The sequence below is a fragment of the Polyangium jinanense genome (assembly GCF_028435365.1).
In genome coordinates this window covers 221,962-241,410 of the sequence record NZ_JAGTJJ010000008.1, presented here as the reverse complement: position 1 = coordinate 241,410, position 19,449 = coordinate 221,962, and the positions used below count along the sequence as shown (strand labels likewise).

The 19,449-nt window shown below is 69.1% G+C and carries 16 protein-coding genes; 9 read left to right on the top strand and 7 right to left on the bottom strand.

All coding sequences use genetic code 11. The features are described 5' to 3' along the window. The first annotated feature begins 125 nt into the window (after positions 1-125). A complete protein-coding gene (locus tag KEG57_RS19045; protein ID WP_272416985.1) occupies positions 126-743 on the top strand; it encodes a hypothetical protein in 618 nt (205 codons plus the stop codon). Positions 744-745: 2 nt separating this feature from the next. Here the strand turns inward: KEG57_RS19045 and KEG57_RS19040 are convergent, their stop codons facing one another. Next, positions 746-1,951, bottom strand: a complete 1,206-nt coding sequence (locus KEG57_RS19040) for a M20 family metallopeptidase (RefSeq protein WP_272416984.1) — start codon at positions 1,949-1,951, stop codon at positions 746-748. A gap of 82 nt (positions 1,952-2,033) precedes the next feature. Here KEG57_RS19040 and KEG57_RS19035 point away from each other — a divergent pair, with 82 nt between their 5' ends. Both KEG57_RS19035 and KEG57_RS19030 read left to right on the top strand, forming a co-directional pair. After that, on the top strand, positions 2,034-3,080 hold the full coding sequence (locus KEG57_RS19035; protein WP_272416983.1) for a class I SAM-dependent methyltransferase: 1,047 nt from the start codon (positions 2,034-2,036) through the stop codon (positions 3,078-3,080). After that, positions 3,077-4,177, top strand: a complete 1,101-nt coding sequence (locus KEG57_RS19030; RefSeq protein ID WP_272458240.1) for an FAD:protein FMN transferase — start codon at positions 3,077-3,079, stop codon at positions 4,175-4,177. The genes KEG57_RS19035 and KEG57_RS19030 overlap by 4 nt, the downstream gene beginning before the upstream one ends. 3 nt (positions 4,178-4,180) lie before the next feature. Here the strand turns inward: KEG57_RS19030 and KEG57_RS19025 are convergent, their stop codons facing one another. Further along, positions 4,181-4,972: an enoyl-CoA hydratase-related protein gene (locus tag KEG57_RS19025; protein ID WP_272416981.1), complete on the bottom strand. Its 792-nt coding sequence runs from the start codon at positions 4,970-4,972 to the stop codon at positions 4,181-4,183. A gap of 105 nt (positions 4,973-5,077) precedes the next feature. Here KEG57_RS19025 and KEG57_RS19020 point away from each other — a divergent pair, with 105 nt between their 5' ends. The 3 genes from KEG57_RS19020 to KEG57_RS19010 all read left to right on the top strand — a co-directional run bounded on the left by KEG57_RS19020 (position 5,078) and on the right by KEG57_RS19010 (position 10,009). Further along, positions 5,078-6,580, top strand: coding sequence for an NHL repeat-containing protein (locus tag KEG57_RS19020; protein WP_272458239.1), 1,503 nt, complete (start codon positions 5,078-5,080; stop codon positions 6,578-6,580). Positions 6,581-6,660: 80 nt separating this feature from the next. Continuing rightward, on the top strand, positions 6,661-8,304 hold the full coding sequence (locus tag KEG57_RS19015; RefSeq protein ID WP_272416979.1) for a hypothetical protein: 1,644 nt from the start codon (positions 6,661-6,663) through the stop codon (positions 8,302-8,304). A gap of 25 nt (positions 8,305-8,329) precedes the next feature. Beyond that, entirely contained in the window at positions 8,330-10,009 is a 1,680-nt protein-coding gene (locus KEG57_RS19010; RefSeq protein WP_272458238.1) for an NHL repeat-containing protein, read from the top strand. 9 nt (positions 10,010-10,018) lie between these two features. Here the strand turns inward: KEG57_RS19010 and KEG57_RS19005 are convergent, their stop codons facing one another. Further along, positions 10,019-10,825 (bottom strand): SDR family NAD(P)-dependent oxidoreductase, encoded by an 807-nt coding sequence (locus tag KEG57_RS19005; protein ID WP_272416977.1) that lies wholly within the window; start codon positions 10,823-10,825, stop codon positions 10,019-10,021. Then, a complete protein-coding gene (locus tag KEG57_RS19000) occupies positions 10,806-13,514 on the bottom strand; it encodes a M1 family aminopeptidase (protein ID WP_272458237.1) in 2,709 nt (902 codons plus the stop codon). Before KEG57_RS19000 ends, KEG57_RS19005 begins: the two co-directional genes overlap by 20 nt. Positions 13,515-13,595: 81 nt before the next feature. Here KEG57_RS19000 and recD2 point away from each other — a divergent pair, with 81 nt between their 5' ends. The 3 genes from recD2 to KEG57_RS18985 all read left to right on the top strand — a co-directional run bounded on the left by recD2 (position 13,596) and on the right by KEG57_RS18985 (position 17,859). Next, a complete protein-coding gene (recD2, locus tag KEG57_RS18995; protein WP_272458236.1) occupies positions 13,596-15,920 on the top strand; it encodes an SF1B family DNA helicase RecD2 in 2,325 nt (774 codons plus the stop codon). A 188-nt stretch (positions 15,921-16,108) separates the two neighbouring features. Beyond that, a complete protein-coding gene (locus tag KEG57_RS18990; RefSeq protein ID WP_272458235.1) occupies positions 16,109-17,239 on the top strand; it encodes a tetratricopeptide repeat protein in 1,131 nt (376 codons plus the stop codon). Between the two features lie 176 nt (positions 17,240-17,415). Continuing rightward, positions 17,416-17,859, top strand: coding sequence for a response regulator (locus KEG57_RS18985; protein WP_272416973.1), 444 nt, complete (start codon positions 17,416-17,418; stop codon positions 17,857-17,859). On the opposite strand, the gene KEG57_RS18980 is transcribed toward KEG57_RS18985, so the two are convergent. From KEG57_RS18980 to rplU, 3 genes are all read right to left on the bottom strand, one after another. Continuing rightward, entirely contained in the window at positions 17,854-18,690 is an 837-nt protein-coding gene (locus KEG57_RS18980) for an HAD hydrolase family protein (RefSeq protein ID WP_272458234.1), read from the bottom strand. The genes KEG57_RS18985 and KEG57_RS18980 overlap by 6 nt on opposite strands. Positions 18,691-18,812: 122 nt before the next feature. Then, entirely contained in the window at positions 18,813-19,067 is a 255-nt protein-coding gene (gene rpmA, locus KEG57_RS18975; RefSeq protein WP_272416971.1) for a 50S ribosomal protein L27, read from the bottom strand. Positions 19,068-19,078: 11 nt separating this feature from the next. Then, on the bottom strand, positions 19,079-19,387 hold the full coding sequence (gene rplU, locus KEG57_RS18970; protein WP_272416970.1) for a 50S ribosomal protein L21: 309 nt from the start codon (positions 19,385-19,387) through the stop codon (positions 19,079-19,081). Positions 19,388-19,449: the final 62 nt, after the last annotated feature.

Below are 19,449 nucleotides of genomic sequence, written 5' to 3'. Positions count from 1 at the left end.
CGTCCGGGCAAAGCCCGGACGATTCACCCCCCGAGGGAAGATCGCTTCGCGATCTTCCAAGCATCGAACCGGTCGATGCTCTAGCCGGATCCAAGGTTCGCGCCGGGCTCGTGTAGACTGCGGGCATGGCGCGACCTTCTCGTCCTCCCGGCTTCGACATGACGTATCGCCCGGACAGCACCGTGTCGTTCGGGCCGCCGCTGAAGGAACGCCTTCCCTGGCTCGCCTACCTCGCGTTCGCGCTGATCATCTCGGGCGCGATCGTCTACGGGCAGCACGCCCCGACGAATAGCTGGCTCTTCAAGTACGTCGTCGAGGACGATCGCCATCGCATCATGCCCGCGAGCGTGTGCGCGATCATCCTGTTCTGCAGCGCCATCGCCGGGGTTTTGCGTGACCAAATGCGCGGCGTGGTGGTGAACCCGGAGGGCATCGTGCTGCGCGAGCTGCTCTCGTTCGGGGTGCCGCGGGTGCGGCGCTGGAGCTGGTCGCAGATCGACAAGGTGCGCATCCCGAAGACCGACCAGAAGGGGCAGGAGCTACCGGTTCTGCGCGGCAGCATCGGGCTCGATCTCTGGGACGGGACGAGCGCGCTTCTGCCGCCCGTGAGCAACATGCTGGAGCTCGCGATGATGCTCGAGCGCGTGGCCCTCGCCCGCGCCATCCCGCTCGAAGGCACGACGGGCATGCTCGACGATCTGCAAGCCGCCGGGGTCGACAGCAAACGCGCGCCCGCGGCCTGACGTTACTGCCCGTTCTTCCCCTCGAACTTCCCCTCGAAATAAGACGTCATCGCCGCCCGCAAGGGTGCGTCCGCGAGGATGTCGAGCGCCGTGAGCGCCATCGCCTGCGCCGCCGCCATCATCGCATCCGCGCCTCGATCGCTGTCCGCGTATCGCGCGAACGGGTGCTCGTGGCACATCGTCTCGCCCTCGTCGCAGATCGCGAGCAGCGGGTGAATCGATGGGATCACGTGCGAGACGTCGCCCATGTCCGTCGAGCCCATGCTGCGTACGGGGTCGACCAAGCGCGCAGGCCTGCCGAGCGCGGCGAGGTGCTCGCCGAAGCGGCGCGCGAGCGGGATGTTCGGGCGCAGGTCCTTGTAGCCGCCCCGCACCTCGATCTCGACCTCCACACCACACGCGATCGCCGCGCCGCGCGCACATCGCTCGACGAGCGCGCGCACCATCGAGAGCTCGGCGAACGACGACGCGCGCACCGCGAAGTCCACCACGGCGCGCTCCGGGATGATGTTGACCGCCTGGCCGCCCTCGACGACGACGCCGTGCACGCGCGTGCCGTCCCGCAGTTGCACGCGTTGCGCGTCGACGAGGTGCATCGTTCCGAGCGCCGCCGCGAGCGCGCTCTTGCCTTCCCACGGAGCCATCGCCGCGTGCGAAGGCACCCCCTTGAAGCGAAGCGAGAGCCAGTAGCTCGCGAGGGACGTCGGCGCGAGCAGGTCGCAATCGTACGGGTGAAACATGAGCGCGGCCGTGACGCCCTCGAACACGCCGGCCTGGAGCAGGCGGATCTTGCCGCCGCCGCCCTCTTCCGCAGGCGTACCGATGATCTCGATCGTGCCCGCGAAGGACGGCCGCGCCCGCGCAATCGCGAGGAACGCGCCGAGCGCGCCACCGGCGATCAGGTTGTGGCCACACGCATGGCCCATCTCGGGGAGCGCGTCGTACTCGGCGAGGATCGCGACACGCGGGCCCGCGCCGTCGCCGAGGCGCGCGCGGAAGGCCGTGGCGAGGCCTCCCGTGCCACGTTCGACGGCGACACCCTCGGCCTCGATGGCGTCGCAGATCCAGCCCGCGGCGCGCGTCTCTTCGAACCGTAGCTCTGGGTGCGCGAAGATCCGCGACGCGACGTCGCGGACGATCGGCGCGACGGCACGAGCGGCCGCGAGGATGGCTTCCCTGTGAGGTCGATCGACGGACGTCGTCTGCATGGGTCGATCGTGCAGCATACAGCCCTCTCGCGCGGGGCGCCCGTGACGCGACGTCGCGCCGGGATACGTTAAGCTCGCCTCCATGCCCCGCGCCTCGATGCTGTCCGAGGTCCTCCGCCGCCACGTCGATCCAGCCCTCGAAGCGGTGATGCGCAAGCTGAGTCGCCACGACGTGCGTGGGCCGCTTCGCGGCGCGCTCGCGCTGCACCGCAACAAAGCCATGCGCCGCACGATCGAGCGATTCGCGCCCGCGATCGCCCCGCTCGAAAGCGCCGTGCTCCAAGGCGACGGCGCGGCGATCGAGCGCTTCGATACGCTCGTCGCCGAGGCCGTGACGACGATGCGCGCAGAGCGGCCGATGGATCTCGACGGAGACGGAGGCTCGCGGCTCACGGAGCTGCTCCATGCGGTGGACGCGCGTCTCTATCGCGATCGACCGGAGCTCATGGATGATCCGAGCTTCCCGGAGGACGAGCGGACCCACGCGCTCGACGTGCTCGATCGGTTCAACCACTGCACCGGGATCTACGCGACGGTGATGGCCGCGATCGATCCGCTCGTGGAGGCGGCGAGCGCGGAGGGAAAGCGGCCGATCGTGCACGACGTGGCGGCGGGGCACGGCGGGCTCTCGCTGTACCTCGCCGAGCGGTTCGGGGATCGGGTCGCGATCGAGGCGAGTGATCTGCGGGAGGAGTACCTCGCGCTCGGGCGCGCGCAGGCGGCCGCGCGGGGGCTCTCGGTGCGGTTTTCGGTCGAGGATGCGCTCGCGCTCGGTGGGCTCGAGGAGCGGGGTGTGGATGTGATCACTTGCACCCAGGCGATCCACCATTTCCCGCCGGGAATGATCGCGCGGATGATGAGCGAGGCGGCGCGGCGCGCGCGTGTGGGCGCGTGTTTCATCGACGGGGAGCGGAGCTTCACCACGCTCGGGCTCGTGGCGCTCGTCGGAGCCCTGTACGGTCGGACGTACACGTTCTACTACGACGCCGTGACCTCGATCCGACGCATGTTCTACGAGGAGGAGCTCGCGCTCGTCGCGGCGCTCGCGCCGGGGATGCCCAAGGTGCGCGTGGAGACGGGCATCGCCCCGCCGTCGCACGTCTACGTGCGGATCACGCGGGAGCCATGATGCGAACGAGCCACGTTTTCCTCCTCGGCGCGCTCGCCCTCGCGGCGTGCAACACGTCCTCGCCGCCCGAGCCCACGCCCGAGGCGCGATCCTCGTCGGCTCCGCCGCGCCCGCCGCCGTTCGATCCAAAGAAGGTGACGCTCGACGACAAGGCGATGGGCACACACGTCGTGATCACGACGTACACCACGCGCGAGCTCGACGAGGCGGCGATCCGGTCGAAGCTCGACAAGGCGCTCGCCGAGATCCGCAGGCTCGAGCGGCTCATGACGACGTGGCGCGACGACAGCGAGATCTCGCGCATCAACCAGGCCGCGGGCAAGCAGGCCGTCGCCGTCGGGCCCGAGACGTTCGACGTGATCAAGAAGAGCATCTCCGTCGCCGAGCGATCGGAGGGCGTCTTCGACATCTCGTTCGAGGCGATGCGTGATCTCTGGCGCTTCGACGAGAACAAGGTCGAGGAGGTGCCCTCGAAGGCCGACATCGACAAGGCCCGCGCGCTCATCGATTACCGCAAGATCAAGCTCGACCACGACGCACACCGCGTGATGCTGAGCAAGCCCGGCATGCGCGTGAGCCTCGGCGGCATCGCCAAAGGCTACGCCGTCGACGCCGCGGCGAAGGTGCTCGCCGCCGAAGGACTCGCGTCGTTCTACGTGCAGGCCGGCGGCGATCTGTACGTGCGCGGCAAGAAGCCCGACGGCTCGCCGTACCGCGTCGGCGTGCGCGATCCACGCGGGCAGGGGCCGAACGACTACTTCGCGATGATCGACGTCACCGACCACGCCTTCTCGACGGCCGGCGACTACGAGCGCGCCTTCGTGAAGGACGGCAAGCGCTGGCACCACATCATCGATCCACGCACGGGCTACCCCGCGATGAAGAGCCGAAGCGTGACCGTGTGGGCCAAGGACGCCTTCACCGCCGACGGGATCGACGACGCGATCTTCATCCTCGGCCCGGACAAGGGTCTGTCGATCTGCGAGGAGCTCGACGACTGCGGCGCGGTCGTCGTGGACGAGCACAACAAGGTGTGGGTCTCGAAGCGGCTGGAGAGCAAGATCCAGATGCTTCGAGATCCAACGGATGGGGTGTAGCCGCTACACGCCGCGGAAGGCGGGCTTGCGCTTCTCGGCGAACGCACGCAGTGCTTCGAGCCGATCCTCGCTGCGCAACGTCTCGTCGTAGTAGACACGTTCGAGCTCGAGGCCGAGCTCGAGCGGTACCTCGTAGGACGTGTCGATCGCCCGGAGCGCGGCGCTCTGCGCGATCGGAGCGCCGTTCGCGATGGGCTCGATCCAGGCGATCGTGTCGTCGAGGACGTTCGTGCCCTCGGGCGAGACGCGGTTCACGAGCCCCCACGCGAGCGCCTCGGCCGCCCCGAGCTTCCGGCCGAGCAAGATCATCTCCTTGGCGCGCGCGTCCCCCACGACACGCGGCAGCCTCTGCGTGCCGCCCGCGCCGGGGATGATGCCGAGCGTGGTCTCGGGGAGCGCGAGCTCGGCGTGCGGCGCCGCGACGCGCAGGTCGCAGATCAGCGCGAGCTCGAGCCCGCCGCCGAAGGCGACGCCGTTGATCGCCGCGATCACCGGCTTCTCGCTTCGATCGAGCACCCCGAGCTCGCTGCGGTAGAGGCCGACCTGCTTGCGCACGTCGTCGGGGCTCATGCCCTGACGCTCCTTCAGATCGGCACCCGCGCAGAAGGCCTTGTCGCCCGCGCCGGTGAGCACGATGGCGCGGACCGACGGATCGCTCACGAGCTCCCTGCCGAGGCGGCCGAGGGCGTAGAGGGTGTCGCGCGAGAGCGCGTTGCGACGATCGGCGCGGTCGATCACGAGGACGCCGACGGCGCCGCGACGCTCGACTTTCACGGGGGAGGATTGATCGGACATGCGCCCGTGCGTAGCGAAGGCGGAGGCGCGCGCAAAGAGGCTCGTCGTTGTGCGATGCTCATGCCTTGCGACATGAAACGGCAAACGGGTACGAGGCGGCTTGAAATGCGAAACGGCGCGTGGATCGGGCTGCTCGGCCTGGTGATGGCGTGTGCGGCAGCGTGCTCGCCCGACGTAGGGCCCGGCGTGACGAGCGGGACGGGCGGATCGGGCGGCGCTGGCGGATCGGGCGGATCCGGTGGCGTGGGCGGCGCGGGGGGTACGGGCGGCGAAGGCGGCGGACCGATCCCTGTGCCTGCGTTCAAGCACGTGTGGAGCAAGAGCTTCGGCGAGACGGACATGCAGTCGATCGAGAGCGTCGCGATCGATCCGGCGACGGGCGACGTCGTGGCCGTCGGATCGTTCCGCGGCGTCGTCGACTTCGGCGGCGGACCGCTCGTGAGCGCAGGGGAAAAGGACCTCTTCGTCGCGCGCTTCGGCCCGCTCGGCGAACCCCAATGGAGCAAGCGCTTCGGCGACGCCGCGATCCAGGAGGCCACCGCGGTCGCCATCGATCCCGCCGGATCGATCTACGTCGGCGGCGCGATCCGAGGCACCACGGACTTCGGCGACGGACAGGTCCTGACGAGCGCGGGTAGCGACGACGCGTTCGTCGCGAAGCTCGACGCGCAGGGCAACCTCGCCTGGGCCAAACGCTTCGGTGACGCGAACGCCCAGCGCATCAAGCGGATCGTTATCACCCCGTCCGGGCGCATCGTCCTTGGCGGCACCTCCTCCGGCACGATCAATTTCGGTGGATCGGACCTCGTCTCCGCGGGGTCGAGCGACATCTACGTGGCCGAGCTCGACGCCGAGGGCACGCACCTCTTCTCGCGGCGCTTCGGCGGCACGGGCTTCGACGAGCTCGGCGGGCTCGCCGTCGACCCCACGGGATCGCTGTTCATCACGGGCACGTTCGACACCACGATGGACTTCGGCCCCGTCGCCGGCGACATGCTCACGAGCATCGGCGGCCACGATGTCTTCCTCGCCAAGCTCTCCGCGAACGGCACCGGCCTCTGGGCGCGTCGCGCGGGCGACACCGGGTCACAACGCGGGCTCGCGATCGCGGCGTTGCCGAACGGCGATGTGATCGTCGCGGGTGAAGCCGCGGGCACGTTGTACCTCGACGGCCCCGTGCTCTACGCGAAGGGCGACCGCGGCCTCTTCCTCGCGCGCTACTCGTCGACCGGCAAGATCGTCTGGGGCCAGATGTTCGGCGGCAAGGGCTCCGGCACCTTCGGCGTCTCGCTCCGCGTGGATCCGACCTCGGAGAGCATCTTCGCCGCGGGTCTCTTCGACGACAGCATCGACTTCGGCGGCGGGCCTCTCTCCGCGGTGGAGAACGTCGACGTGTTCCTCGCGCGCTTCACGCTGGACGGCGCGCACCTCGGCTCGCGCAGTTTCGGCGGTCCGGGCCCCGACGGCGCGCTCACCCTCGACCTCGGCCCGCAGGGAGATGTCGTGATCGGCGGCGCGTACGCGGGCTCGATCGACTTCGGCGGCGGCGCGTTCACGACCACGAGCACGGTCGATGCGAGCGGGTTTCTGGCACGCCTCTCCCCCTGAAAACGGGCCCCACGCAGCTGATCCGAGGCGCGTCGATCCATGGCATGCTCGGATCGATGATAGGCAGGATCCATAGGGGTTTGGCTTGGTCTTTGCGGCACCTCGGCGCCTTGATCGGCGCGGCCTCGATCATCGCCGTCGGAGCGGCCGCGTGTACACCGGAAGCGCGCGACTTCGGCGACACGACGAGCTCGAGCGGAACGGGCGGCGGCATGGGCTGCGCGGAGAACGAAGAGCGGGCCTGCTACACCGGACCTCCCGGCACCGAGGACATCGGCGCCTGCAAGAAGGGCGTCCAGATTTGCCTGCCGAACGGCACGGGCTTCGGCGAGTGCTCCGGTGAGATCCTGCCGCAAGCCGAGAACTGCCTCACGCCCGAGGACGAGGCGTGCAACGGCGAGGATCCGGCCGAATGCCCGCCGCTCGATCTCGCGTGGAGCAAGGGTTTTTCCACGGCCGAAGAGATCTTCATCCGCGCCATCGCGGTCGACCCGAAGACGCACGACATCGTCATCACGGGCGAGCTTCGTGGCACGCTCGATCTCGGCGGCGGACCGCTCGCGACCACGGGCGGCGCCGACATCCTGCTCGCGAAGTTCAGCGCCGATGGCACGCACCAGTGGAGCAAGCGCTTCGGCGACGCCTCGTCGCAGACGAGCGCCGGCGTGGCGATCGACGCCACGGGCATGATCTACCTCGCGGGCTCGGTCTCCGGCGCGATCGATCTCGGCAATGGGACGCTCACGAGCGAGGGCAGCAGCGACGCGCTCGTCGCGAAGTTCAAGCCGAGCGGCGAGGTCGAGTGGGCCAAGCTCTTCGGCGACACGAGCTCGCAAAGCGCGACGGCTCTCGCGCTCACGCCGGCCGGGCAGGTCGTCGTCGGCGGTGAGTTCCAGGGCACGATCAACCTCGGCGGCTCCGCGCTCACGGCCCCGGTGGACACGGACCTGTTCGTCGCGCGGCTCGATGGCTCGGGCTTTCACTCGATGTCGCGCCGTTACGGAGGCGCGGGCTTCGAGGAGATCGTGAACCTCGCGGTCGACACGATGGGCAACATCATCCTCGCCGGCCACTTCAGCGGATCGGTCGATTTCGGCGTCGCGGGCATGTTCACGAGCGCCGGCAACGACGACGTGTTCACGCTCAAGCTCCAGCCGAACGGCAACCCCATCTGGGGGAAGCACTGGGGCGACGCCGCCGATCAAGAGGCCCTCGGCATCGCGGTCACGCCGAACGACGAGCTCGTCCTCTCGGGGCGCATGGGGGGCGTCATCAGCTTCGACGACGGCTCGAAGCTCGAAGCCGCGCCCATGGCGACGAACGCGTACCTCGTGAAGCTCGCGTCGGACGGCGCGCTCGCGTGGAGCAAGATCGTGGGCGGACCGAACTCCATCTCCGACTGGGGCATGTGGCTCGGCGTGGCGAACGGCCGCATCGTGACCGCGGGTTGGTTCAGCGATACGGTCGACTTCGGCGGCGGACCGCTGACCTCGAACACGCAGGTGAGCCCCTTCGTCGCGCAGCTCGAGTTCGACGGAACCCACCGGCGCTCGCGCACCTACACGACCGACATGGCGGCCGGCGTGCTCGCGCTCGGGGTCATGCCGACCGGCGATCCGATCCTCGCGGGCCTGAGCTACGGGTCGATCGATTTCGGCGGAGGCCCGCTCTCGCCGGACAACGCCCAGCAAGGGCTCCTGTTCCTCGCGCGTCTCTTGCCCTGAAGGAAATCCTTTCATGTTCGAAGCAATGAAACGCTTTTCGTTCACCCTCGCCGGCGTCACCTCGCTCGGCGTGATGGCGCTCGTGGCGTGCTCGCCGGAGGAGCGCGCGTTCGACACCTCGACCTCGGGCACGGGCGGCGCGGCCGGCGGGGGCGGCAGCGGCGGCGGCATCGTGTGCACGCCCGACGAGCAACGCTCCTGTTACAGCGGCCCGCCCGGCACCGAGGACGTCGGCACGTGCAAGCCGGGCATCCAGGTTTGCCTGCCGAACGGCACGGGCTTCGGCGAGTGCGGCGGCGAAGTGCTGCCGCAGCCCGAGGACTGCCTGACGACCGAGGATGAAGCGTGCAACGGCGCCGATGCGCTCGAATGCCCGCCACTCGGAAACGGCTGGCTGAAGACGTACGGTGAGTCGCTCTCCATGCAGCTGATCTCGGACGTCGCGATCGCCCCCGACGGCAACATCGTCATCGTGGGCGGGTTCGGCGGGACGATCGATCTCGGCGGCGGCCCTCTCGCGAGCACGGGCAGCCTCGACATCCTCCTCGCGAAGCTCACGCCGAAGGGCGAGGTCGTCTGGGCCAAACGCTTCGGCGACTCCGCCCTGCAACAAGCGAACGCCATCGCCATCGACAAGAGCGGCGCGATCTACGTCGGCGGACGCGTGCTCGGCGCGGTGGACTTCGGCGGCGGCGTGCTGACGAGCAAGGGCTCGGACGACGCGTTCGTCGCGAAGTTCGACGCGAACGGCGACCATGTGTGGAGCAAGCTCTTCGGTGACACAGCCTCGCAAGAGGTGACGTCGATCGCGGTGACCAACGCGAACCAGGTGGTCGTGGCGGGCAACTTCGCCAGCACCATCAACTTCGGGGGAACCGAGTTCACGTCCGTCGGCGTCGACGACATGTTCCTCGCGAAGTTCGACGAGACCGGCTTCCACGCGGGATCACGACGCATGGGTGGACAGGGAGCCGACGATCTCCGCGCGATCGCCGTCACCGACACGGATCACATCGTGATCACCGGCAACTTCGCCAGTGGTCTCGAGTTGATCGCCGGCACCCCGTTCACGAGCAAGGGTGGTTTCGACGTCTTCGCCGCGCAGTTCAATCCGAGCCTCAACGCGATCTGGGCCCGTGGATGGGGCGACCCGATGGCACAGCAAGCGTTCGACGTGGCGATTGCGTCGAACGGCGACGTCTTCCTCACGGGCACGTTCGAGGGCGCCCTCGACGTCTTCGGACAGCAACTGCAAACAGCCGCGGATGGGGCGCGCGCGCTCTACGTGACGCGCATCGCGAGCACCGGAGACAGCGTCGTCTGGGCGAAGGCGATCGGCGACGCGACGTCGTTCGTGGAGCAGGCAAACATCGCCGTGGGCACGGCCGATCAGCTCGCGCTCGCCGGCACGTTCCGGGGCGGCATGGACTTCGGCGGCGGGCCCCTCATGGCCATGGATGCCGGCGACGTGTTTTTCGCGAAGCTCGGTGGCGCCGACGGCGCGCACGTCTCGTCGCGTGTCCTCTTGAGTGGTGGAAGCAAGGACAACGACGCGCCGAACTCGGTGCTTGCGCTCGCGCTCTTGCCGACGGGCGATCTGATCGTCGGTGGTCAGCACCACGCCCCGTTCTTGATCGAAAAGGCGCTTGTCGGTGCGTTCGACGGCAAGTCCGGCGACGCGTTCCTCGGTCGCTTCTTGCCCTGAGCGACGCGGCTACCGGCCTCCGCGCGCCTTCTTCCCCATCTTCGACAGAAACGGCCTCACGAGCGCCTTCGGCAGCGCGTCCACCGTCATCGCCATCGCCCGCGGCACGACGCCCGGGATGACGCGCGCTTGCCCGCGCTTGAGCCCCAGGACCGCCTCCTCCGCGCACGTCACCGCGTCCACGTACACCGCTTTCGGCAGCTCCGGCCGCACGTCGCTCCCCGCGACCTCCTGGAACTCCGTCGGCACCGGACCCGGACAAACCACCGTCACCGACACGCCCGTCCCCGAAAGCTCCGCGCGCAGGCCCTCGCTCAGGTGGTTCACGTACGCCTTGCTCGCCGCGTACGTGCTCATCGCGGGCGACGGCAGGATCCCCGCGATCGATCCGACGTTCAGGATCGCGCCGGACCCACGCGCCACCATCGGCGGCACGAGCCGCGCGAGCAGCATCGTCGTGCTCACGACGTTGAGCTCGAGCATCCGCTCGATCTTCTCCCAGTCGCGCTTCTCGAGCAGACCGTAGTCGCCGAAGCCCGCGTTGTTCACGAGCACGTCGATCACCTCGCCCGCCTGCGCGAGGTCGTCGAGCATCGCGCCGAGCGCCTTCCTGTCGAGCAGATCGACCGCGCGCACGAGCACACGCAGGCCCGGCCGCGCGGCCGTGAGCTCACGCGCGAGCTCGTCGAGCCGCTCACGCCTGCGCGCGACCAGCACCAAGGCCGCGACCTCACGTCCGAGCACACGCGCGAGCTCGCGGCCGATCCCCGCGGACGCGCCGGTGACGAGCGCCGTCTTACCGCGAAGCTCGTTCATCCTTCTTCCTCTTCTTGCCCTTGTCGCCCGACTCCTTCTCGGCCTCGGGTTTCTCCGTGTCGCGCACGTGGAGGATGCCGTTCGGCTTGCTCGTGGCCTCCTTCGGCGCGAGCAGCGCTTCGAGCTTGCCGAGGCGCGCCTTCAGGTCGGCGTGCTCGCTCCGCAGCGTCTCCAGGTCCTCGCGCAGCCGCTCGGCTTCGCGTTTGCCCGCGCCGCCGAGGTCCCGCAACGCCTCGCGGATTCGCCGCCGCACGCGACCGTCGAGCTCGCGATCGATCTGGCGCGAGAGCGGCCCGCGCGACTTCGCGTCGCCGATGTCGACGAGCGCGCGCACCACGTCCACCTTGAGGTACGGATCCGACTGATCGAGCAGATCCTCCAGCGCCTCGCGCACCTTTCGATCCGTCGAGAGCTTCGGCAGCGCCATGATCGCCGCGCGCCGGCCGCGCGTGGGGATCCCGTATCGGGTCCGCGTGAGCACGTGCGCCTGCGCGCGCTCGTCACGCAGGGCCGCGAGCCCATCGAGCGCGCCCGCGCGGACGATGTCCGACCACGAGGGACGATCGAGCACCTCGATCAGCGTGTCGAACGCGACGCCCTGCCGGGTCGCGCCGAGCGCGCGCGCGGCCTCCGCCTCCACGAGGTAACTCGCGTCCCGGAGCGCGAGGCTCTTCAGCGCCTCTGCGGCCTGCGCCTTGCGGAACTTGCCGAGCGCCGCCGCGACCGCGCGCCGCACCTTCGCGTGCCCCGTCCGCGCGTGGGCGACGAGGTGCGTGAGCGCGTCGTCGCTGCGCACCTCGCCGAGCGCCGAGGCCGCCTCCGCACGCACGCCCCAGAACTCGTCCTCCTTCGCGAGCGACGCGCCGAGCGCGCGTGTCGTCGCCGGATCGTCGAGCTTGCCCATCAGGCTCGCGGCGAGCAGCCGGCCGCGCGCCGTCTTTGCCCCCGCGAGTTGCGCGCGCAGCATGTCGGCCGGGCACTCGACCCGCACGTCGCCCACGATCCGGAGCTCCGGATCCACCACGACGAACGCCGGCCGCTTCGGCACGCGAATCGTGAACGTCGCGGTCGCCGACTCCACGCGCCGCACCTCGCGCCGCACCTCGCCGTCGATGGAGATGTCGAGCTCGAGGTCGAGCGCGAAGACGTGCGTCCCGGCGTCGTCCTTGTCCTTCTCCTTGCTCTCTTTCGCGGCCTGGGCCTGCTTGACCGACACGGTCAGGGCCTCGCCGTCGTGATCGAGCTTCACCTCGAGCTCCGGGTGCCCTGCGCGGAACACCCACTGCTCGAAGAAGCGCTCCAGGCTCTTGCCGCTCGCCTCTTCGAGCGCGCGCATGAGGTCACGCGTCTCCACGATCCCGCGCGCGTGACGCTCCAGGTACGTCTTGATGCCGCGCCAGAACGCCTCGTCGCCGAGCTCGAGCCGCAGCATGTGCAAAACGCACGCGCCCTTCTCGTAGAGGTGACGATCGAAGATGTCGATCGGCGCCTCGTAGTCCTGGCACACGATCGGACGCCGATAGCGCCCACCGGCCTCGCCCAGGTACGCCGCCACGTCGCCGCGCACGCCGTGCTCGTACTCTTCGCGGCCGAGGTAGCCCTCGCGATCGACGTGCTCCATGTACGTGGCAAACCCCTCGTTCAGCCACGCGTGGGACCAGTCGCGGCACGTCACGAGGTCGCCGAACCAGTGGTGCGCGAGCTCGTGCGCGATGAGGTCGTCGGCCGTCACGTCGATCGCGGCGCGCTCGTCGAGCAGGATGTGCTCGTACATCGTCGTCGCGGTCGTGTTCTCCATCCCGCCGAAGATGAAGTCGCTCACCACGATCTGCGAGTACGTCTTCCACGGGTACGCGACGCCCGTGAGCTTGCCGAAGCGACGCACCATGTCCGGCGTCCGCCGGAACGTGCGCTTGCCCTCGTCGGTTTTTCCTTTGGGCACGAAGTAATGCAGACGAACGCCGTCGGCCTCGTCGTCGATCCGCTCGAACTCGCCCGCGACGAGCGTGAACAAGTAGCTCGGGTGCGGGTCGTCCATCCGGTAGCGGTAGACGCCGCGTTGCTCCTCGTCCTCGTCGCTCTCGCGCGTGCCGTTCGACAGCGCGAACCAGCCCTCGGGCACCGTCACGCGCAGCGAGGTCGACTGCTTGTTGTGCGGCTTGTCGATGCACGGAAAGAAGTGCCGCGCGTCCTCGTCCTGGCACTGCGACCAGACCTGCGCGGGCCGATCACGCACGTGCTCGTCCGGCGCGAGGAAGTAGAGCCCGCGCCGCGGCGTCGCCGAATACCGCACCCGCACCGTCACGCGCGAGGCCGCTTCGGGGACCGACACGCGGAGCGTCTGCCCGTCGTACACGTGTTCCACCGCGGCGAACTTGCCCTCGTCGCCCACGCGCAGCTCGACCGCTTGGAGGTCGAAGCCGACGGCGTCGAGCGCGAGTTCTTTCGCGCGCGCGTCGATGCGTGAGACATCGAGCGTCGCCTCGCCCGCGACGGATTTCTTCGGCACGTCGAGGCGAAGGTCGAGCGCGATGTGCGTGACCTGAAACGGCCGAGCCCGTTCGTACACGCGCTGCACGCCGGCGAGCGCGAACGGGCGCCCGGAAGCAGCGGAAGCGGACGAGTGGGCGTAGGACGAAAGCGCTGATCCGCACGCGCAGCGGTCGTGGAGGCGGTGCTCGAGGCTCATCGGGCGGCGAGTCTTACCCAACAAACTCGCCGAGCAAAGCCCCTCCCCGCGGGAAAACCGCGCTAGCCTCGCCCCGCGCCCATGAACCGCCGCGGACGCACGCCTCTGCTCGCCGGGGGGACGGGCCCGAAAAGCCCGGCCGGGGCCGCGTCACGCCCGCGATCCGGGCCCCAAGGCCCCGCGCAGCACACGCTCTTCGCCGCGCAAAAGGCCGCTCCCTCGAAGGACGGCACCGTGACCCTCGAAGGCGAGGTCGTGCGTGTCACGTACGAAAACGACCAGACGGGCTTCCGGGTCGTGAAGGTCGCGATCGACGGCCACGAGGCCCCTCTCCCCTGGGTCGGCCGCTTCCAGTCCGTCGCCCCCGGCACGCGCGTCCGGGCCACCGGCCGCTACGAACGTGATGGTCGCCACGGCGACCAGCTCCGCGTCGAAACGCTGCTCGAGATTGCGCCCTCGACTTTGCAGGGCCTCGAAAAGTACCTCGGCTCGGGCATGGTCCAAGGGGTCGGGCCCGTGTTCGCCAAGCGGATCGTCGAGACGTTCGGCGAGGATGCGCTGCGTGTGCTCGACGAGGAGCCCGAGCGCCTCGGCGAGGTGCCGGGGCTCGGCGCACGACGCGCCGAGGCCGTGGCCAAGGCCTGGGCGTCGCAGCGCGTCATCCGCGACATCATGATCTTCCTCCAGCAGCACGGCGCCTCTGTCGCGCTGGCGACGCGCATCTACAAGCGGTTCGGCGCCTCCGCGATCGAGATCGTCAAGCGCGCGCCCTACCGACTCGCGCTCGACGTGTGGGGCGTCGGGTTCAAGACGGCCGACCAGATCGCGCGTGCCATCGGAGTTTCCCTGGACGCACCCGAGCGCGCGCAGGCCGGCGTGATGCAGATGCTGAGCGACCTCGCGGGCAAGGGGCACGTGTATGCCGAGCGAAACGCGCTCGTCTCGGCCACCACGCTCATCCTCGAACGCGAGGAGGAAGGCGTCGATCGCGCCATCGACGTGCTCGCGCTCTCGGGTCGCGTGCGTGTCGAAACGCTCCCCTCGGGCGAGGTCGCCGTCTACGAATCCTCGCTCTACGAAGCCGAAGCGCGCCTCGCCGCGCGCCTCCTCGCGCTCCTCCGCGCGCCCGGCCGTCCTCTCTCGGGCCGCCGCGGCGAATCGCCGGAGGCCGTGGCCCAAGCCGCGATCGAGAGCTTCGAGGCCCGCACGCGTGTCGCCCTCGCGCCCGCGCAGCGCGACGCGATCGAGCAAGCCGCCCGCAACAAGATCCTCGTCATCACGGGTGGTCCCGGCGTCGGAAAAACCACGATCGTCCGGGCGATCCTCTCGCTCTTCGACCTCGCGGGCCACACGGTGCGCCTCGCCGCGCCCACGGGTCGCGCGGCCAAACGCATGAGCGAGGCCACGGGGCGCGAGGCCGTCACGCTCCACCGCATGCTCGAGTTCGACCCGAAGGAGCGCGGCTTCCTCCGCAAGAAAGGCCGCGAGATCGAGGCCGACGTGCTCATCGTGGACGAGGCCTCGATGATCGACCTGCCGCTCTGCGACGCGCTCACGCAGGCCGTCTCCGATGGAGCCCGGCTCGTGCTCGTCGGCGACGTCGATCAGCTTCCGTCCGTCGGCCCTGGCGCGGTCCTGCGCGACGTCATCGCCTCGGGCGCGATCCCGACAGTGCGCCTCTCGCAGATCTTCCGCCAGGCCGAGGGCAGCCTCATCGTGCAGAACGCGCACCGCATCCACGACGGCGAAAAACCCGAGGGCGCGACCGACAAGCGCGGCGAATTCTTTGTCTTCCAACGAAATAACCCCGAGGAAGCCGCCGCCACGATCCACGAGCTCGTCACCGAGCGCATCCCGCGTGGCTTCGGCCTGCATCCCGTGCGCGACGTGCAGGTCCTCTCGCCGATGAACAAGGGCCCCGTCGGCACGATCACGCTGAACGAGACGCTGCAGCGGACGCTCAACCCGGACGGTCCTTCGGTCACGCGAGGCGGCAAGCTCTTCCGCCTCGGCGACAAGGTCATGCAGCTCAAGAACGACTACGACCGCGAGGTCTACAACGGCGACGTCGGCATCGTCCGCGCGATCGACGCCGAGGCCGGAACGCTCACGGTCACGTTCGACGGCCGGGACGTCGCCTACGAAGAGAGCGACCTCGACGAGCTCGTGCTCGCCTACGCGACGAGCATCCACAAGAGCCAGGGCAGCGAGTATCCGGCCGTGGTGATCACGCTGCTCTCGCAGCATTTCGTGATGCTCTCGCGGAACCTGCTCTACACGGCCGTCACGCGCGGAAAGCGGCTCGTCGTGCTCGTCACGGACGGGCGAGCGCTCAGCCTCGCGCTCTCCGAGACGCGGCGCGAGGAGCGGCAGACAGGCCTTTCGTATCGACTCCGCCGCGGCTGACTTGTCGGTATCGAGGTGAGCGAAACGCCTCGGATCCTTGGCGGCCGTTGCTCTGATGGGGGCATCCTGCTAGCCTGCCCGCCCCTCGTAACAACGGCATTTTCCTTCCCGTTCGATGCGCGCCACAGCGCCGTCGAGCGGCGACCGCGGGCGCAAGGCGCGCTCCGCGTTTCCCGGGTGGAGCGACCATGGCGCAGAACGGACAGCAGGGTGGAGTGGCGGCGGGACTTCAGATCACGGGCGGCGCGGCCATCATGGCGCCCGTCAGCGCATTCCCCAACGGAGTGCCTGGCAACGCTCTCATCGTGATTCCCCTGTCGAAGGTCGACGACGAGACCAAGGCCATGCTCGACAAGGGCCCGTCGCTCGTGACGCCCGACCAGATGTGGAAGCTGCTCGGCTTCAACGGCCCCGCGGTGCAGGTGCAGGACGACCAGGGTCGCCCGATCGCGATCGGCCTCGAAGACCTGCTCTCCGGCCTGGAGAAGCACTGGCAGGAGCAGCCCGACGACCTCAACCGCGCGCGCATCTACGCGCAGGAGCTCCTCAAGTACAACCGCCTGCAGCGCGCCGAGCAGGTGCTCTCGAAGGTCGTGGCGAAGGGCGGCACGGGCGACGACTGGCTCGCGCTCGGCATCGCGCAGCTCCAGCAGGAGAAGTTCGACAAGGCCGAGGGCACGCTGAAGGGCGCCCAGAACCTCCTCAAGGACAACCCCTACCCCTCGCTGCACCTCGCGAAGGTCTACCAGCAGAAGAAGGAAGTCGAGAAGGAGCGCGAGTTCGTCGACAAGGCGATCGGCATCAGCATCGGCTGCATCGACGCGTGGGCCTACCTCTACCAGTTCCTCAAGCAGCACGAGGGCGAGGACAAGGCGATCGCCGAGATCGAGAAGATGGCCGCCGACAAGAAGAGCGCCGCGCCGTACATCGCGCTCCAGGGCTTCTTCGCGAACGACGATGCGACGCGTGATCGCGCCGTCACCTACGCCAAGAAGGGCGTCGAGATCGCGCCCGACGATCCGCTCGCGCTCCTCTGTCTCTCGGCGCTCTACGGCCAGAAGGGCGACCTCGAGGCCGTCATCCGGCTCCTCCAGCCGCACGAGGCGAAGATGAGCCGCGACGTGCGCATCGCGAACAACTACTTCGAGGCCCTCTTCCAGTCGCGCCAGATCGAGAAGGTCACGAAGCTGCTCAACGCCCTCGCGGGTTCGCCCAACAAGGAAGTCAAGCAGTTCGCCATCGAGCGCTCGCGCCTCGTCGCGCAGTTCCTGCAGCAGCAGCAGCAGCAGCTCGCCGCCGCCTCCCAGCCGCGCAAGTAACAGCGTCGCGCTCCCCGCGTTCGGGGGCTCCGCAACACGCGTCGAGCCCCCGGACAAACCCCCCGAACATCTCGCATCCACAGCCGCGAACGGAGCACGATCCGTCCGCTCGGCATTTTCGTGCCGCACGTCTTTCACATTTGGAAGCAGGCAGAAACCCGGGTAATCTCCGGATCGTGCGCACGTGGCGACCGCGTCCCCCCGTCGTGCTCGTGGTCGATGACGACCCCGACATCTTGAGGCTCCTGGGGATGTGCCTGGAAGCCGAGGGGTGTGAGGTGCGCGAGACGATGTCCCCGGCGGCGGCCCTCGAGCGGCTCGACCGCGTCGACGTCGTCGTCGTCGACCAGCGCATGCCCGAGATGAGCGGCACGGACTTCATCGAGGCCGCGCGCGCACGCGGCTACGACTGTCGCTTCCTCGTGATCTCGGGCAAACGCGGCGCGCGCGCCGAGGCCGCGCAGGCCGGCGCCGAAGGGTTTCTCGCCAAGCCCATCGGCATGCGCGACCTCATCGGCGAGGTCGAACGGCTCTTCTACCGCGGCTTCGCGCCCCCCTCGCACAGGGGCGTGCCGAGCGCGCCTATCTCCGGCGTGCCCTCGTCGAAGAGCTCGTCATAACGTCCCCCAGGCCCGCTCGATCGCCTCGGCGACGCCCGCCTCTTCCGCGCTCCACGCGGAGAGCTCTTCGGTCGCGCTCTCCTTGACGAGCTGCGGCGCGCTGCCCATCGCGAACGATCGCCCCGCGACCTCGAACATCGGCACATCGTTGAGCCAGTCGCCCACCGCGACGACCTCGTCCACCGTGCAGCCGTGATAGTCCGCGAGCCACGCGATCGCCGTGCCCTTCGTGGGCCCGGCCGCGCGCACCACCATCGCGTGTGTGTCGGCCCCGCGCGTCACCGCGAACCGAATGACGAACGCCGCGCCTCCGAGCTCGCCTTCGAGCTCCTCCGCGGCCGCGTGCACGCTCTCCTTCGAGCCGATCGCCACCACCGCGAGCAGCCCTCGCTCATGCTCCCAGTACGGATGCGACGTGACGCGCTCGACGACCGTCACCCGCGGCGACCACGTGCGCACGTAGCTGCTCCACGGCGCGCCCGCCGCGTCGTGCACGATGCTGTCGTGCGCGAACACGAAGCTCGCCGTGCCATGCCGCTCGAGCACGCGCCGGAGCTGCACGGCGTGATTGCCTGCGAGCGAGGCGTGGTAGTGCTCGCGATCGTCACGCGCGTCGACGATGTGGCTCCCGTCGACGCAGGCGATCGGCCCCTGGATGCGCGCCGCCACGGCGGCCTCGCGCGAGCCCGAGTAGAGCCGGCCCGTGCAGATCGTCACGGCCACGCCGCCGCTCTGCAAGCGCTCGATCGCCCAGCGATCGCGCTCGTTCAAGGAGCCGTCGTGACGGAGCAGGGTGCCGTCGAGGTCGAGGGCCAGGAGCTTGTACGTCATCGCCGCGGTTTGTCCTCGCCGCTCAGCACGCGTGATCGTTGGATCCCAAATGGACGACGGGCGATCGACGGGGTTTTTCCCGTCGTATCGCCCGGCTCGTCTCGATCACGAACGACGCAGATTCAGGCCGGATAGACCGAGACCTGCTTCTTCGTGTTCGACTTCCACTCGTACTTCACGACGCCCTCCACGAGGGCGAAGAGCGTGAAGTCCTTGCCCGTGCCGACGTTCTTGCCGGCGTGGATCGACGAACCCACCTGCCGCACGAGGATGCTGCCCGCCGGGACCGCGGTCCCCGCGTACACCTTCACGCCGCGCTTTTGCGCGCTCGAATCGCGACCGTTCCGAGACGAGCCGCCGCCTTTTTTATGAGCCATGCCGGTTTCTCCTAGGCGCTGATGCCGGTGATCTTGAGCTCGGTGTACGGCTGCCGGTGCCCGGTCTTGCGGCGGTAGTTCTTCCGACGCCGGAACTTGAAGATCACGACCTTCTTGCCGCGATCCTGCGCCTTGATCTGCGCCTCGACCTTTGCACCCGCAACGAGCGGCTGGCCGATCTTGGTGGCCTCGCCGCCGACGAGCAGGACTTCGTTGAACGTAACCGTGTCGCCGGCGTTGCCGCTCAGCTTCTCGACGCGCAGCACCTGGCCTTCGCTGACCCTGTACTGCTTGCCGCCCGTCTTGATGACCGCGTACATGTTCGTGCCCTCGAGCCCTACGACAGTTGCTTCACCGACGCACTCCGCCGGGAAACAAGGGA

Bases quoted from the DNA above. Each gene is read 5' to 3' on its own strand.
- KEG57_RS19045 (WP_272416985.1), top strand. From the start codon at position 126: ATGGCGCGACCTTCTCGTCCTCCCGGCTTCGACATGACGTATCGCCCG.
- KEG57_RS19040 (WP_272416984.1), bottom strand. From the start codon at position 1,951: ATGCAGACGACGTCCGTCGATCGACCTCACAGGGAAGCCATCCTCGCG.
- KEG57_RS19035 (WP_272416983.1), top strand. From the start codon at position 2,034: ATGCCCCGCGCCTCGATGCTGTCCGAGGTCCTCCGCCGCCACGTCGAT.
- KEG57_RS19030 (WP_272458240.1), top strand. From the start codon at position 3,077: ATGATGCGAACGAGCCACGTTTTCCTCCTCGGCGCGCTCGCCCTCGCG.
- KEG57_RS19025 (WP_272416981.1), bottom strand. From the start codon at position 4,972: ATGTCCGATCAATCCTCCCCCGTGAAAGTCGAGCGTCGCGGCGCCGTC.
- KEG57_RS19020 (WP_272458239.1), top strand. From the start codon at position 5,078: ATGCGAAACGGCGCGTGGATCGGGCTGCTCGGCCTGGTGATGGCGTGT.
- KEG57_RS19010 (WP_272458238.1), top strand. From the start codon at position 8,330: ATGAAACGCTTTTCGTTCACCCTCGCCGGCGTCACCTCGCTCGGCGTG.
- KEG57_RS19005 (WP_272416977.1), bottom strand. From the start codon at position 10,825: ATGAACGAGCTTCGCGGTAAGACGGCGCTCGTCACCGGCGCGTCCGCG.
- KEG57_RS19000 (WP_272458237.1), bottom strand. From the start codon at position 13,514: ATGAGCCTCGAGCACCGCCTCCACGACCGCTGCGCGTGCGGATCAGCG.
- recD2 (WP_272458236.1), top strand. From the start codon at position 13,596: ATGAACCGCCGCGGACGCACGCCTCTGCTCGCCGGGGGGACGGGCCCG.
- KEG57_RS18990 (WP_272458235.1), top strand. From the start codon at position 16,109: ATGGCGCAGAACGGACAGCAGGGTGGAGTGGCGGCGGGACTTCAGATC.
- KEG57_RS18980 (WP_272458234.1), bottom strand. From the start codon at position 18,690: ATGACGTACAAGCTCCTGGCCCTCGACCTCGACGGCACCCTGCTCCGT.
- rpmA (WP_272416971.1), bottom strand. From the start codon at position 19,067: ATGGCTCATAAAAAAGGCGGCGGCTCGTCTCGGAACGGTCGCGATTCG.
- rplU (WP_272416970.1), bottom strand. From the start codon at position 19,387: ATGTACGCGGTCATCAAGACGGGCGGCAAGCAGTACAGGGTCAGCGAA.